A 16,498-nucleotide genomic window follows, 5' to 3' on the forward strand; every position below is an offset into this window, starting at 1 on the left:
TTACACCCCCACATAGGAAGATTCCCGCTTAAGCTCATTCGCAATGATATTGCGCTGAATCTCAGAGGTTCCTTCGTAGATTTTTGTAATTCTTGCATCCCTGTAGTAGCGTTCAATCGGATAGTCTCTCATATATCCGATTCCGCCATGGATTTGTACGGCTAAGTCTGCCACTTTGTTATATACCTCTGAAGCAAATAGCTTCGCAATGGCTGCTTCTTTCACAACCCTCATTTTCTGATCGGTCATCCAGGCAACCCGGTAAGTCATGGATCTAAGCACTTCGATTTGCATGCTGATTTCCGCCAGCATATGCTGAACAGCCTGAACCTCGATGATCGGCTTGCCAAATTGCTCCCGTTCCTGGGTATATTGCAGGCAATGCTCAAGAAGCTTTTCACAGGAACCAAGGTTTCTGGCAGCCAGGCCAGCGCGGCCATTGGCCAGGATTTTCAGTGCGTTGATATATCCCTGTCCTTCTGTACCAAGAACGTTCTCGGCGGGAACCTCCATATTTTCAAAGAAAAGCTCTGCCGAATGGGAGCCTCTTAACCCCATTTTTTGTTCAACACTCCCCAGTACAAAGCCGGGGAAGTCTTTTTCAACAATAAAGGAAGTAATTCCTTTCGCTCCTTTTGCCCGATCCGTTACAGCCATTACAGTAAAGACATGCCCGTCAACTGCATTTGTAATATAATGCTTGGATCCGTTTACTATATATTTGTCACCTTTTCTGACGGCAGTCGTCTTTAGCGCCGCAGCGTTCGAGCCAGCGCTCGGTTCAGTTAAAGCAAAAGCGCCTATCCATTCCCCCGTTGCCATTTTCGGCAAATATTTTTGCTTTTGCTCTTCCGTTCCCAGTTCTACTATTCCGACAGAGCCGATTCCCGTATGTGCCCCTATTAAAGTGGTATAGCCATTATGTGTTTTGCCAAGCTCTTCGTAAATAGCGCACTTTCCGACCATGTCAAGCCCGAGCCCGCCATATTCCTCCGGAATGCTTAATCCGAATAAGCCCATTTCCTTGGACATCTCCACCAGCTTTTCCGGTATCATATCTTTTTCTTCAATTTCCATCGCCAATGGTTCTGCTTCTTCTTTTACAAATTTACGCACATTTTCCCTTAAAAAATGTATATCTTCAGAAAAATTAAAGTCCATTTCTGTCTCTCCCTTATTGGTTAGTAAACTCCGCCGTTCTTTTTTCCAGGAATGCCGCTGTACCTTCTCTTTTATCCTCTGTCCCAAAAGCTACAGCCTGTGAAAGCTTTTCAATCAGCATGGCTGTCTCCAGATCAATATCAAAGCCTTTGTGGACTGCAAGCTTTGCCAGTTTAATGGCAACCGGGCCTTTTTTAAGAATCTGAGAGGCAACCTCCTCTGCTTTCCTTTCCAATTCATCATCGGCTGCAAGGTAAGACACAAGTCCGATTCTTTCGGCTTCTTCTCCATCAATGATTTTGCCGGTAAGAATCATGTCAAGTGCCCTTCCCTTGCCAACCACTCTGGACAGACGCTGTGTTCCGCCTGCTCCAGGAATGATACCCAGATTAAGCTCCGGCAAGCCGAATTTTGCTTCCTTCGCTGCGATTCGAATATCGCAGGCAAGGGCCAGCTCGCACCCTCCACCCAGTGCATACCCCTTTACAGCCGCAATCGTTACTTTGCCCGATTGTTCAATTTTTTTGTAGAGCCCCTGCATGCCCGGAATCAATGCCTCAAGCATTTTTCTTTCATGAAGCTGCTTTATATCTGCTCCTGCTGCAAAGGACTTTTCCCCTGCTCCCTGGATGATGATGCATTTCACCTCATCATTTGCATCTGCCCAGCTAAAGGCATCGGCGAGCTCCTGGAGAGTCTCCTGATTTAATGCATTACGCTGTTCAGGGCGGTTAATGGTCAGCCACATAACCCCCTGTTCGATTTGAACAAGCAGATTTTCGTATTGATGCACGTTCTCACCCCTTAAGAATATTGATAGAAGCCGCTGCCGCTCTTTTTCCCCAGCCGTCCGGCTTTTACATATTTTATAAGCAGCGGACAAGGGCGGTACTTTTCCCCAAGTGTCTGGTATAAATACTCCATATTGCGCAACCGGGTATCCAAGCCTACTAAATCTGCCAGTGCAAGCGGGCCCATCGGGTGATTAAGCCCCAGCTTCAGGGCTTTATCGATATCTTCAGCAGAGGCTACCCCTTCCATCAGCATGTTCATAGCTTCATTGCCGATCAGGCAATTCATCCGGGAAGTCACAAATCCCGGAAATTCATTCACTTCAACGGTTTCCTTCTTAAGCTTTTCACCGACTTCTTTCACCATGCGGACAGTGTCATCAGATGTTTCCAGTCCACGGATAATTTCAATCAGCTTCATTTTGTGGACCGGATTAAAGAAGTGCATGGCCACCACTTTATCGGGCCGGGATGTTTGTGCCCCAATCTCCGTTGGGCTCATTGTTGAAGTATTTGTGGCCAGAATAGTTTCCGGAGAACAGATGCGCTCCAGCTTTTTAAAAATATCAATCTTCAATTCTATCTTTTCCAGGACTGCTTCAATGACAAGGTCCGCATTTTTGGCAGCTGCCTCTAAATCTGTTTCAAAATGAAGCCGGTCTTTTGCCTTCCCATATTGTTCTTCAGAAATAAACCCTTTTTGAAGGCTGCCTTCCAATAAGCTATAAATATCGTTTTTGGCTTTATCTACTATTTCCTGATTAATGTCATTCAAGTAAACGTTAAAACCCGAAACGGCACAGGTATAAGCAATCCCTTTTCCCATAACACCTGAACCTACTACTGTGATGGTGTTCATTCTGTTCCCCCTTAGTTTGATAATGTATTGGCCACTGTATTTCTAGGTATAAACTTTTGATATAAAAACATTGCCGCCAGGATGGCAAAGCCGATAATGTCTGATAATAATCCCGGGTTGACCATCAGAAGAGCCCCGATAAAAAGAACGGCTCTTTCATACCAATAAGAATGACGGAACAGCCACCCTTCTGCAGCCCAGGCAATCCCAATAATTCCAATGATGGAGGTTGCAACTGATAGAATAATATCCGGAACGTCTCCAACAAGCAGCAAGGTTTCCCCGTATACAAACATATAAGGGACAATAAATGCCGCAAGGCCAAGCTTTACTGCAGTTAAGCCTGTTTTCATCGGCTCGGAACCGGCAAGCCCTGCCGCCGCAAATGCAGCCAGTGCTACTGGCGGTGTTATGGCAGATAAGGCTGCAAAATAGAAAACAAACATATGGGCTGCAAGCGGGGATACACCCAGCTCGATTAATGCAGGAATGGTGAGCGGAACCTGTACGATATATGCAGCTACTGTAGGCAGTCCCATTCCAAGAATGATGCTCGTGATCATCGTGAATACAAGCGTAATGATTAAAATGCCGCCTGATAAATCAATGATTAAACTGCTGAATTTAAGGCCAATCCCGGTAAGACCAATAATTCCGATGATAAAACCAGATGCAGCACAGGCAATAGCCGTCTCAATTGCAGCTCTGGCTCCTAAATCCAATGCCTTGAAAATTTTAGAAAAAGATAATCTCGTTGCCCCTTTTAAAGCTGCAACCAATATCGTCACCCCGATAGAGTAGAGTCCAGCCTTCATTGGTGAAGAGCCGGATGCAAGCATGACCACAATCACTACTAAGGGGATAAAGAACATGAATCCGGTTTTCAAAACACTCGAAACCTTTGGAAGTTCCTCTTTCTTTAAACCAACAAGCCCCAAACGTCTTGCCCTCATATCGACCTGGAAATACAGGCAGCAGTAATAAAGAACTGCGGGGATTATGGCAGCTATGGCTATGTCCATATAAGGCACACCTAAATAGGAAGCAATGATGAAAGCGGAAGCTCCCATGATCGGCGGCATGATCTGGCCTCCAGTAGATGAAACTGCTTCAACCGCAGCTGCAAAGTGACTCTTATAGCCGGTTTTCTTCATTAATGGAATCGTAAAGGCACCTGTTGTTACCGTGTTTGCAACGGCACTCCCTGAAATCGTTCCCAAAATGGAGCTGGCCACGATAGCCGTTTTGGCAGGACCTCCACGATATTTCCCCATACCAGCCACTGATAAATCGATAAAAAATTGACCTGCTCCCGAAACCTCTAAAAACTTTCCGAAAAGGATAAATAGGAAGATAAAGGTTGCGGATACCCCAAGAGGAGTACTAAAAATACCCGTTACTGTATAAAAGAGGTGATCAATAATCCACATCATTGTAAATTCACGGTGGGAAAGAGACCCAGTAATCAGATGACCCCAAACTCCGTAAACGATGCAAATAAAGATAATGATCACTAGCGTATTTCCAATCACGCGGCGTGTTGCTTCAATCAGCAGCAAGCCGGATATGATTCCTATTGCAATTTCCAGTGCTGTCAGCGGCTCAATATAACTCATCCGCGAAGAAATGACCTGGGAATTCATCACATAATAGGAATAACAAGCAATGGACAAAACCATAAACAGCCAATCATACCAGGGGATGCTTTCATTTTTTACCGCTTTCTTGGATGGCTTATAAATGGCAAATGTCAAAGCCAGCGCAAATGCAAGGTGAGCCGACCGCTGCAGGATGGATTCAAATACCCCAAAGAAAGCTGTATACAAGTGAAAAAGAGACATTAAAACGGCAATAATTGAAATGATTTTGGCAGCCGCGCCCTTTAATAGGCGCAGCTTGCTGTTTAGATTTCCATCTTCATCATATTCCGCAATCATTTTTGAAGCTTCCACTTCCGATACGTCATGTTTAGACATCATTTCACCTTCTTTTTAAAAGGATAATTTTGGTTTATTTAAGTGCCCCGACTTCCTTGTAATATTTTTCTGCTCCCGGATGAAGCTTGCCCACGTTGTTTTGCACTGAATACTCTGCATTAAAGTCTTTCATAATCGGGGATAATGTCGTCCATGTATCTTTTTCTTCCACCATCATTTTTGTCAGCTTATAAACTGACTCTTCATCCATTAGATCATCATTCACCAGCAGAACCGTATAGCCGGCAACCGTTTTAACATCTTCTTTCACATTAGAATAAGTCCCGCCTTCAATGTCATATTCCAAGTATCCTTCATTTAACTCATGCAGGCCTTTTACTGTTTCATCGTCTAAAGGAATCAGACGAATTCCGAGGGTTGTGTCCAGTTCCTGGAAAGTGGAAACCGGTGCAGAAACCATTCCTACAATGGCATCGATATGTCCGTCACGCAGAAGGTCGGCTCCATCAGCCGTTCCGATATATTCAATGCCGCCAAGATCGTCATAGCTCATGTCATTCAGCTTTAGAATATCCAGGAATGCCAGCTCTCCGCTGTATCCTTTAATTCCCGGGCTAACCTTCTTCCCCTTTAAATCTTTCACGGACTTTATATCAGAATCTGCTCTAACAACGATCTGGAATACATTTGGATACAGGGTTGCAACCGTGCTGACATTATCGACTTTTTCTTTAAAAGCATTGATTCCGTTGAGTGCCTCAGGTACTGTTTGTCCATTACTGAATCCAAGAGCAAACGTGCCCTGGCTTAAGCCTAAAAGGTTGGAAACAGATCCGCCCTCTACTACCGTAACGGAGGATTCCGGGTAAACTTCCTTCATTTTCTCTCCCATCGCACCGGACAATGTGTACCAGAAACCGCCTACCGTCGCAGAACCGAAAGCCATATCCCGCGGGGCTCCCTCTGCTCCTCCGCCTCCGCTTGCTTCACCGCTGCTTCCCGCCTCATCCGAAGAACAGGCTGCCAATACGACTAACATAAAAGCCACCAATACTGCCAATAATTTTTTCAACTTATTTTCCCCCTTAGTTTGTTTCAATTTTGGTTTTTTCCAGCACTTGAAATTCAGCATCTGTCATCTCACGCAACGCTTCGATCGAAACATCGGAGAGAGTTTCTATGAGGTACATTTTTCCTTCAAGAAACTTAAATACAGCATGTTCGGTGACAATCATATCTGCTTTTCTTGTACCGCTGCTTGGAAATGATAATTTTTTCACAATTTTCGGACTTCCGTCTTTAGACAAGTGCATGGAAGCAATAATCATCCGCCTTGCTCCCGCAACTAAATCCATGGCCCCTCCCACTCCAAGAATGGTTTCACCCGGTACTGCCCAATTGGCGACTTCTCCTGTTTCATCGACCTGCAAAGCCCCCAGTACAGCGGTATCGATATGCCCTCCGCGAATCATCAGGAAAGAATCCGAACTATCAAAGAGTGATGCCCCTGTGTCCATGGAAACGGGCTTCTTACTGGCGCTGATCAAATCCATATCAATGTCGTCATCAGACGGAGTCGGACCCATCCCGAGAAGACCGTTTTCTGATTGAAGGTAAACCTTTTTGTCATCGAGGTAATCCGGAATAATGGTAGGAATGCCGACTCCTAAATTGACAATTTCTCCTTCCTTCAATTCCTGTGCTACCCTTTTGGCAATTTTAATTCTGTCAGATAGACTCAACGTATCTCCCTCCTTTTTTTACATATTGATTGATTACGACATAATCTACGTATAAGTGAGGGGTTACCACTTCTTCAGGTGCAAATGAACCGGCTTCCACAACCTCATCCACTTCAGCTATAACCACCTTCGCTGCAGTTGCCATAACCGGGTTGAAATTCCTCGCTGTTTTGTCATAAATTAGATTTCCCAGTGTATCAGCCTTAAGTGCTTTAATAATGGCCACATCCCCTTTGATTGCTTTTTCAAAAATGTAGGATTCGCCATCGATCACTTTCTCTTCTTTCCCTTCAGCAAGTCTGGTGCCAGCACCTGTCTTCGTATAGAAACCGCCGATGCCTGCCCCGCCGCATCGGATGGCTTCTGCCAATGTGCCCTGAGGGATTAATTCAATCTCCAGTTCACCTTTTGACCAGGCCTTAACCGCATCTCGATTAGTGGTAAAATAAGAGCCTTTCGCTTTTTTCAGCTTACCTGCCACCAGCAGTTTTCCAAGTCCCTTCCCTTCCTCACCTAAGTTGTTGCTGATGACTGTAAGATTCTCTTTATCGGATTTCACAAGCTCATCTATTAAAGTAAGCGGTGTTCCCGAAAGGCCGAATCCTCCTACAAGCAATGTGTCACCACTTTTAATGAACTGCAGTGCATCAGCAGGATTTAATCTTTTTTTCATTGTGTTCCTCCTCTTGTTTCTGGGTTTCCGAGTAATTTATATAAGCAGACAATGATTTGATTGCTGTATTTTCATGAAAGAAGTAAGGTTTCTTTGTTTCCTTTAATATGTCAATGGCCAGCTCCCCCTGGTATCCCTGGGACATGAAGATCGGAATGAAAATACTATCTCTTTCTTCCATCAGCTTTTTCATTTGTTCCGAGAGGATTTCATTTTGATAGTCCACCTGGAACGGAAAAGGAACAATGATATTATCAAAATCACCTGATTTATGTAACACTTCCAGACAGGAGGTCAATTTTGACAAGTCATCGTATACGATGGTGGTCAAATCTAAGGGATTCATGAACGACTTTTCGATTCCTGTAATCGTTTTTATTTGCTGCTGAAGCTCTGATGATAGCTGCTGAAGCTGAATCCCATATTTATCGCATAAATCCGCAAGGTAAATGGAAGTAGCCCCTGCCCAGGAAAAAATGACTGTACGCTTTCCTGCAGCTTTTTTGTAGGTATCAAACAGCCATGAAATAGCAACAACTTCATCAATACTTTCGGCTTTTAACAGCCCGGGGTGATTGACCATATTCCAGGGAATAGAGTAATCATTATTTCTTCCAAGGTGATATCTAACTGCCATTCTCGAAATCTTCGAATGGCCGATTGGGAGCAGGATAACAGGCTTCTGCTTGATATAGGCCTGATGCAGCAAACGGAAAAAACGCTCTTCTTCAGAAATAGATTCAATGATTAATAGAATCGTCTCTGTCGAGGGATCACTAATTAAAAATTCAAAGCAATCGTTAATAGTGATATCCATCTCATTTCCAGGTGATAGCCAATAAGAAAATCCGAGTCCTTTTTCATTGGCATCAAGTACAGCCCGGCCTAAACTTCCTCCATGGCTGATCAGTCCAACAGATCCCTTATGAAAATTTTTCGGCTCGAAACGGGGTGAAAAAGAGATTCCCCAGTTTCCTATAAAATGATAGAATCCTGGCGAGTTTGGACCATAAACTGCAGTTTCTGTACCTTTTACCATTTCTTTTAGCTCTTCTTCCCGGTGTATCCCATCCGGCCCGCTTTCAGAAAAACCAGAGCTGATAATGATGACGCTTTTTACTTGCTTTTCTACACATTCTCTTAAAATTCCCGGGGTATGTTTAGAGGGAACGATTATACACGCCAAATCGACTTCTTCTTTGATCTCAAGTACACTGGGATAGGAGTGAATTCCGGAAATTGTGTCATAGTTTGGGTTTACGAGATATATCTCCCCGGAAAATTTCGATTTTTGAAGATTGACCATGACACGTCCGGCATTCTGATGAAACCTTTCCGAAGCTCCTATTATGGCAATGCTTTTAGGGGAAACAAGCGTCTGCAATGATCTCATGATTTTAATAATCCCCTTTCTAATTTTTTTACCTTTCGAACGATGGTGGAAGGATTCACTTCCAGCACACGGGCAATGCCCCGGTATGATTTTTCAGACTGTGACGCCTTATATATCAGCTCTCTTTCAAGTACTTCTACAGCTTCTTTTAGCGGTAATAACTGATTTACTACAATGGCTTGATCATGATTCATTCTTTGGTTATCGCCTTTGCTGAATAAAGAAAGAACCTCCTGCTCCCCCACTTCCAGATTCGAAGCTGTTACGTATATTCTTTCAATAATATTGACGAGTTCCCTTACATTCCCTGGCCACTGATAATTAGTAAGGACCTGTATAGCTTTCTTGGTGAATTTGAGATGTTTGTGATATTTTGCTGCGAACATTCTTGCATACGCATCAATTAGGATCGGGATATCCTCAACTCTTCTTCTTAGCGGCGGAATTGATATAGGAATAACATTGAGCCTATAAAATAAGTCCTCCCGAAAACTTCCTTCTTGAACCAATTCTTTAAGATCCCTGTTTGTAGCTGCTATTACCCTCACATCAATCTTTGTCGGTTTTGCTGATCCCACCCTGGTAATCTCCATTTCCTGCAATACCCGCAAGAGCTTGACTTGCAGGTGGATGGGGATTTCCCCTATCTCGTCCAGGAAGATCGTTCCATTATTTGCTTGTTCAAATAAACCGGCTTTTCCCTTTTTCAAGGCACCTGTAAAGGCACCGCCTTCGTATCCAAAAAGCTCAGATTCCATCAGTGATTCAGGAATAGCCCCACAGTTCACCTTAATAAAAGGGGCTTCCGACCTCGGACTCGACTGTTGGATCAGCTTGGCAATTTCCTCTTTCCCCACTCCCGACTCACCTGATAATAGAACCGTAACATCCACCTTTGCCACTTGCTGAACGGTCTCAAGCAGCCTTTCCATTTCAGGGGATTTCGCAATGAACGTTTCGGATCTTTCGGAAAGATGCATATGTTCCAGTATTGACTTTGTTTTTGCCAGCTCACTTCTGAGTGCATCGAATTCAGTCATGTCCTTCACATTGATAACAACTCTTTCAATTTGATTGCTGCTGTTCTTAATAGGATTTGCCGTTATAATTAAGGAATTTTTATTTTCTTTGCTTGTTTCCATGATATTATGCGATCTGCCCTTAGCTTCTACCTGCCGGGCTATATCTCTTATGTAGTCAGGAGTCTCATTTCTAACATCAAAAAGTTGCCTGAAACTCTGGTTGCATTTAATAATGGTTCCTTCCCCATCCGTAATACAGATCCCGTCTGTAGAGTTATCCAATATCGTTTCCTGTTCCTTTAAGAGCTGCTTGACGGATTCAAGTTCACTTGATACAAATTCGATTTCTGAAATATCCTGAAAGACGCCAACCGCTCCCACAAGAGTTTTGCCATCATAGAGGGGCGTTCGATGGGTTAAATATTTTCTTTTTCCTACACGGTATTTTTCTGTATGCCCCTTTCCTGTACGGATAACATTCAATAACCCGCTTGGAGTTACAACATCAGTTAAAAACTTTCCAAGGGCTTTCTCCTTAGTTGTCATAGCCATTTTTTCTGCTGGAGGATTCATTGAGGTAATCCTTCCCTCCAGATCAATCGAAAGAATCCCATTATGAGCAGAATTAAAAATGGCATCCATGCGGCCGAGTTCCACCTGAGAAGTTCTGGCATAGGCCTCCAGATACTGTTCTTTTGTCAGGAAGCCTGTGATCTGCCTATTCTTATTAAAAATTGGCCAGATTTCCTGATCATTAAGCTTTAAATTGTTTAACTCATCCATTTCGTTAAGGAAACAAAAGTTAGTCTGATAAATTTCTGATAGTACCTTATTTTGATTTAACAATCCTTCTAATAGATTATGCTCTGTAAAACATCCCGCTAACTCATCTCTAACGTTATAGACCAGCCCGCCTTTCATATGGGATTCAAGTAAGGTTTTTACAGCTCTATCGATGTAATCGTTTTCAAAAAATTTTATAGAAGTACGAGTCATCGCATCTTTTACTAACAATTTTCCCGCTCCCTCTGAGTGATTCACTCATAAAATTAATAATGCAAGAAGTGTGCCAACATTAGAAAATTAATAAAATGCTGATATTTCTCACATTTTGTAATATTTAAACTATATATCGAGTGAATAAATGTTGCAACACCGCAACAGGTGTTGCGCTAACGCATTAAAGGCTGAAAAAAACAAGTTTCCAAAAGGAAAAAGGACCCATTCTTCATTTTTATCATTTTAAAATCGTTGCATTTTTGCAACATTTCTTGAATTTAATAACTAGAACGATAATATGAGTATCTTATAAGTACGGACAACCTCGTTCGCGAGAGGCACCACCCAATTTTTCGAAAAAACAAAAAGGAACTCCACATCAAGGTGAAGTCCCAATAATAAATAGATTAAGAAAATAGTTTAATAAGGAAGCTCAATAAAATCCCCACTACCCCAAAGTCCGAGTCTCCAAAGGTAGTCCCTTCAAATCCCAGTGATCCCAGAACCGGCAGCAATAAGGCCGGAAGGAATGAGATTAATAGACCGTTGGCAAATGCCCCGATCATCGCTCCTCGTCTGCCTCCAGTCGCATTTCCAAATACCCCTGCCGCAGCACCTGTGAAGAAGTGCGGAATCAGGCCTGGCACGATTATTTTCAGACCGAATAATGGAAGAAGGAACATTGAAAGCAAGCCTGCTATGAAAGAGAACAGGAACCCGATAATAACCGCATTTGGAGCAAAAGGAAACACTGCAGGACAATCAAGGGCAGGCTTCGCATCTTTTACCACTTTATCAGCGATTCCTTTAAAAGCTGGCACGATTTCCGCAATCAGCATCCGCACACCAGCAAGGACCACATATACACCAGCTGCAAACGTAATCGCCTGCATAAGCGAGAATACGAGGAAGTTAACTCCTCCGCTCAGTTCAGATTCTACATAGCCTTTTCCGGCGATCGGCGCCACAACCAGGAAGAGAATCGTCATTGTCAGAGACATCGCAACAGATGTATCGCGCAGGAATCCAAGTGATTTAGGAACCTTGATATCCTCCGTCGATTTTGATTTATCGCCTACACGCTTACCAATAAAGCCGGAAACAAAGTAGCCGAAAGATCCGAAGTGGCCGACAGCTATGCTGTCATTGCCTGTGATTTCGCGTACATACGGCTGGACAAGCGCAGGCATAAATACCATTAATAATCCTAGAATAATAGACCCGATAATGATCAGTGGGAGCCCCGTCACTCCGCCGGTTGCAAATACAGCTGAGATCAGGCAGGCCATGAATAAAGTATGATGGCCGGTAAGGAAAATATATTTAAACGGTGTAAAACGGGCAATTAATATGTTCATGACCATCCCGAAAAGCATGATCATCGCGGTTTCTTTCCCAAATGTCTGCTGGGCAATCGCTACGATGGCTTCGTTGTTCGGAATAACGCCCTGAATATGAAAGGCCTTTTCAAACATTTTTCCGAAAATATCAAGTGAGCCTATTAAGATGCTTGCTCCTCCATTCAGGATGAGAAAGCCCATGATCGTCTTAAGCGTACCTGATATGACATCGGCAATTCCTTTTTTCTGCAGAAGCAAGCCAAACAAGGCGAATAAACCAACCAGGATGGCGGGCGTGCCCAATATATCATTCATGATGAAATCAAACATGTTTACCCCTCCTTTTTAAATCCTCTGTATCTATCTTTCAATCTAACCAGCTTTCAGGTTATACTGTATTTGTTCTTTTTATTTTTCAGCGGGCGAGTCTATCGCCTGCTCTTTTTTTCTCTATTATGATAAATGTGATTCCAATGCAGCTTTTAGCTCGTTCTGGTCAAGGATGTTTGTCAGGCCAATGATGGTTCTTGTTCCGTCATCCAAAGTGGAAATCAGGTCTTTAGATCCCAGGTAGATATCCGCTTTTTCGGATTTAGCCGTTGTTAAATCGGTATGTGAGACATCTGCTTCCACTCCCAGTTGGCTTAAAACTGTTTTCACATTCATTTCTACGATAAAGCTGCTTCCAAGTCCGTTTCCGCATACTACTAGAATTTTTTTCATTTTTATTTCCCCCTTAGTCTTGTGAATATTGATTTATAATTTCTAATACGACAGCTGCTTTATCAGCATTCTGCAGCTTTTCAAGGTTATCGCTGTCAGACAGCATTTTGGACAGCTGGGATAATGCTTTTAAATGGGTTTCATTATCGATGGCTGCCAGCACAAAGAATAATCTTACCTGATGCTCCGGCTTTTCCGAAAAAGCACAGCTTTCCTTTAATTGCAGAAAGCTCATTCCCAGCTTGTTCACGCCAGCTTCAGGGCGGGCATGAGGAAGGGCAATTCCAGGCGCGATGACGATATATGGCCCCATTTCATTCACGTTTTCAATCATGGCATCAATGTAATTCTGGCTGATGGATTGATCAGCCAATAGCGGCTGTGACGCCATTTGCAGTGCTTCCTGCCAGCTTGGGACCGATTCCGCAAACTGAATTTTATCGGCGGTTAGAACTTCATTTAACATTGGCTTTTGATCCACCTCACTTTTTGCTTCTTTATTTGATTGATAGTAGACTTTCAATTCCTGGATCAGCATGCTTTCGTCTTTTATATCTGCATGCTTCCGGATAATGTCCATCAATGCCTCTATGTTTTCTGATTTCGGCCTATTTTCTGATGCCTGAACCTGCTTAAGCAGTGATTCCTTCTCTGACGGGTTAAGAATCGGATTTACTATAAACACCGGTACCTTTTTCCGGGATACTGGCGTGGTCGAAATGACAAAATCCAAATCAGCCAGGGACGCTTTCTCATATTCACGGACGGTGTATACATGCGCCACATCTACAAACGGCATGAGATCTTCAATTTGTTTCTGAAGGATTCGGGACGTGCCGATTCCGCTGGCACACACCACAGCTGCTTTTTTGCGGGCTTCCACCCTGACGCCTTCTTTGTCAATCCAGCCGCCAAAGTGCATCGCAATATAGGCCGCTTCATCATCCGATACTTTTTTGCCAAGTACGTACTCAAAATGATGAACCACTTTCTTGGTTAGAATAAATAGATCCTGATAAGACTCCTGTACAGATTTGGATAATGGATTCTCCAGCTCAATCCCATATTTGATGCGGAAATAAGCCGGTTTTAAATGAATCAATAAATTCCGTTCAAGTTCCTTCCGATTTTGAAAAAATACGCAGGCATACTTTTGAAAATCATCGACCATTCTTACTGCCATTGATTTGAGGATATCAAGGTCCTGGTTTTCCAGCTCATGTGTATCATAGTCGCTTATTTTCGCACCTAACAGGTAAGTTGCAAGATAGCAGGCTTCATCGTCAGGAACCTCAAGCTGGAAACCGCTTTCAATTTTCCGGCAAATAAATCGAGCAGCGCTGTACTCTTTTGTTTCTTTAATGACCTGTTTTTCAACAGGATCCATCTTGATGTATTTTCCCTGGTTAAATCTTTTGATGAGCATAAATAAATGGGCGCTTAACGTCTCCATCACTTCATCTGTGTAGTGAACGCCGGAAAATGATTCACTTTCATTCAGAATCTCATAGATCGTTTCTAAATCCGTACGCTGAAACATTTCAGGTGACAGGCCCGGCGTGTCCTGGATGGTTAACTGAACTTCGGATAATAGATCGTTCCACCCTCGATTGGTTAAAACCTGTGTTAAGCAGTAAATCAGCATTTTCCGCTTATCCTGCTCCTCACCGGCAATATAGTAGCCCGAAGGTTTATGGAAATTTAATTGAACCTGAAACTGGCTTAGCTGCTTTTTTAATTCCCTGATATCTGCCAGAAGCGTACTCCTGCTGACACCCAACTTATCCATCAGATCCTGCAGATAAATGGTTTTCTCGCGGGTCAGGATGAGGATAGCAGTCCAGGCCATTCTTTCTTTTCGTGAAAACTCATAACTGGCAGCTTTATCAAACGAATGCAACCGCTGTTTAATCTGCTTCTTTTCTTCTTCATCGAGAAAAAATCCAGCAGCACGGACATACTTCAGCTCATCTAAACCCTGGCCTTTCAGCCAGCTATTAATTTTTTCAACATCATAATAAACGGTCCGCTTGGAAATCTGTAATTCTTCCATAAGCTCCTGCGGAGAAACATGTGTAGGCGCATGGACCATTTTCGTCAAAATCGTCATGCAGCGCTGGTCAAGAATCATCGGGAGCGCTCCCTCCTTTAACTGATTCTAAATAGTAAGTTTGCAAAAAGTCAGACTCTAAATTCATCGAATTGTCTGCTTACTACGTATTATACTCCTGTATTACACAAATTGAAGTCCGAATTCTGTAAGGGGGTTTTTGCAAGAGTCGGACTCATATTAGCATGGAAATAAAAAAAGCGAACTCGCAATTGGCGAATTTCGCTTTTTAAAAACAACACTAGTCTAATCTAAAGTTAATCAAATTCTCCCGCTTCTCCTTAAGCCCTCTCACAGTCCCCTCATAGCTGAGCAGACCCCCTGTGAGGATTTCATTCCGATCCTTGATCATTCTCGAGACCTCATCCGGATTCGGTCCTCCCTGAAGGCTGCGGATCTGCACAAAGTATTCTGGGGAGATGATTTTCTTCCACTCTTCCTCGGTCAGGGAAACGGGAACATATCCCCGAATGACTTCATTCACGTCCTCCACTTTCCAGTCGCATAGCTCTTTCTGCTCTTTCACGGTTTGTTTTGAAATATAGCTGGCAATAGAGTGGGCTTTCCGGAATGGGATGCTGTAGTCTCTTGCCAGGGTGTCCGCCAGTTCTGTGATCGTGATGCACGACTTTTTGGCCATTTCTTTTGCATGGTCTTTATTGACCTTTAATGTAGCAATCACGGCGTACATCAGCTTTAATACCCGATTCGCATTCGTAAAAGCGCGGTACAAATGGGGCTGCAGATCATCTTCTGTATCAACGATATCGCCAAATGGCGTATTATGAACCATGTTCATGGCTGCATACGCTTCACCGTAGGCGCTGCTGGCAATGGACCTGGAATGCTCAATGGAAACCGGATTCCGTTTTTGCGGCATAATGCTGCTCACCTGTACATAGGGATCTGCCACCTGGAAGGTGCCAAACTCCCTTGTTACATGCTGAAGGAAATCCTGTATCCACCTGCCTGTATTCACCATACAGGTCATAAGGGCTGATGAGGTCTCCAAAAGATAATCTGCCCCTGCAATGGAGTCGTACGAGTTTTCAATAATTCCTTCAAACCCCAATAAGTCACGTGTGCGGTCCCTGCAAATCGGAAAGCCGGTTGTCGTAAGGGCGGCTGCACCGAGCGAGGATTTGTTAACGGTTCTATAGGCAGCCCACAGACGCTTAATGTCTCTCTGGAGGACATCATAGACAGCCAGCAGATAATGCCCCAACGTGGTCGGCTGTGCCGGCTGTGTATGGGTATAGCCGGTCATATAGGTCTCTTTATGCTCTTCAGCCTGCTCCAGCAATGCCTCACTAAGCTGATAAGCACTTCCCTGAAGCTGCAGGAGATGTTCTCTTAGAACCAGCCTGTACATCGCGATCCCCATATCATTCCGGCTCCGGGCAATATGGATTTTCCCGGCCAGTTCATCGCCGATCTCTTCTCCTATTTTCGCTTCCATCATAAAGAAGAGATCTTCAAATTGAGGCTGATAGGATAATGAACTGGTGTCTGACATGGCCACTTTATTAATGCCTTCCAGCATGATCCTTCCTTCTTCTTCAGGGATGATCCCCTTTTCTGCCAGCATGATCACATGCGCCCGATGAATATCGAACATGACATGGAACAGATAGTCCCGCTGGTCATTAAAAACGGGCATCAGCAGTTCTTCTGCATATGTTTTGCCGGGAAAGACATGGCCTTCAGTTTTAATAAACTCCTCTAATTTGCTCATTTTTTCAACTCCA

The 16,498-nt window shown here is 43.6% G+C and carries 13 protein-coding genes; all 13 read right to left on the reverse strand.

The window, feature by feature from the left end:
• Complete coding sequence (locus IRB79_RS26210) at positions 1-1,161, reverse strand: acyl-CoA dehydrogenase family protein (RefSeq protein WP_243506054.1); 1,161 nt, start codon at positions 1,159-1,161, stop codon at positions 1-3.
• A 13-nt stretch (positions 1,162-1,174) separates the two neighbouring features.
• Entirely contained in the window at positions 1,175-1,954 is a 780-nt protein-coding gene (locus IRB79_RS26215; RefSeq protein ID WP_243506055.1) for an enoyl-CoA hydratase/isomerase family protein, read from the reverse strand.
• A gap of 11 nt (positions 1,955-1,965) precedes the next feature.
• Positions 1,966-2,811, reverse strand: coding sequence for a 3-hydroxyacyl-CoA dehydrogenase (locus IRB79_RS26220; RefSeq protein ID WP_243506056.1), 846 nt, complete (start codon positions 2,809-2,811; stop codon positions 1,966-1,968).
• An 11-nt stretch (positions 2,812-2,822) separates the two neighbouring features.
• Positions 2,823-4,790 (reverse strand): TRAP transporter permease, encoded by a 1,968-nt coding sequence (locus IRB79_RS26225; protein WP_243506057.1) that lies wholly within the window; start codon positions 4,788-4,790, stop codon positions 2,823-2,825.
• A gap of 31 nt (positions 4,791-4,821) precedes the next feature.
• Positions 4,822-5,820 (reverse strand): TAXI family TRAP transporter solute-binding subunit, encoded by a 999-nt coding sequence (locus IRB79_RS26230; RefSeq protein ID WP_243506058.1) that lies wholly within the window; start codon positions 5,818-5,820, stop codon positions 4,822-4,824.
• Between the two features lie 13 nt (positions 5,821-5,833).
• The gene (locus IRB79_RS26235) at positions 5,834-6,490 is read right to left on the reverse strand and encodes a 3-oxoacid CoA-transferase subunit B (protein ID WP_243506059.1); all 657 of its coding nucleotides are present in this window, start codon (positions 6,488-6,490) and stop codon (positions 5,834-5,836) included.
• On the reverse strand, positions 6,477-7,163 hold the full coding sequence (locus tag IRB79_RS26240; protein ID WP_243506060.1) for a CoA transferase subunit A: 687 nt from the start codon (positions 7,161-7,163) through the stop codon (positions 6,477-6,479). Before IRB79_RS26240 ends, IRB79_RS26235 begins: the two co-directional genes overlap by 14 nt.
• Positions 7,138-8,556 carry a CoA-binding protein gene (locus IRB79_RS26245; protein ID WP_243506061.1) on the reverse strand — a complete coding sequence of 473 codons (1,419 nt, stop codon included), beginning with the start codon at positions 8,554-8,556 and terminating at the stop codon, positions 7,138-7,140. Before IRB79_RS26245 ends, IRB79_RS26240 begins: the two co-directional genes overlap by 26 nt.
• Positions 8,553-10,592 carry a sigma 54-interacting transcriptional regulator gene (locus IRB79_RS26250; RefSeq protein WP_243506062.1) on the reverse strand — a complete coding sequence of 680 codons (2,040 nt, stop codon included), beginning with the start codon at positions 10,590-10,592 and terminating at the stop codon, positions 8,553-8,555. The genes IRB79_RS26245 and IRB79_RS26250 overlap by 4 nt, the downstream gene beginning before the upstream one ends.
• A 392-nt stretch (positions 10,593-10,984) precedes the next feature.
• Positions 10,985-12,247, reverse strand: a complete 1,263-nt coding sequence (locus IRB79_RS26255; RefSeq protein WP_243506063.1) for a PTS ascorbate transporter subunit IIC — start codon at positions 12,245-12,247, stop codon at positions 10,985-10,987.
• Positions 12,248-12,370: 123 nt separating this feature from the next.
• Positions 12,371-12,640: a PTS sugar transporter subunit IIB gene (locus tag IRB79_RS26260; RefSeq protein ID WP_009332100.1), complete on the reverse strand. Its 270-nt coding sequence runs from the start codon at positions 12,638-12,640 to the stop codon at positions 12,371-12,373.
• A gap of 13 nt (positions 12,641-12,653) precedes the next feature.
• Positions 12,654-14,771, reverse strand: coding sequence for a BglG family transcription antiterminator (locus tag IRB79_RS26265; RefSeq protein ID WP_243506064.1), 2,118 nt, complete (start codon positions 14,769-14,771; stop codon positions 12,654-12,656).
• Positions 14,772-14,991: 220 nt separating this feature from the next.
• Entirely contained in the window at positions 14,992-16,485 is a 1,494-nt protein-coding gene (gene argH, locus IRB79_RS26270; RefSeq protein WP_243506065.1) for an argininosuccinate lyase, read from the reverse strand.
• Positions 16,486-16,498: the final 13 nt, after the last annotated feature.

It is taken from the genome of Cytobacillus oceanisediminis (assembly GCF_022811925.1).
GTDB lineage: Bacteria > Bacillota > Bacilli > Bacillales > Cytobacillaceae > Cytobacillus > Cytobacillus oceanisediminis_D.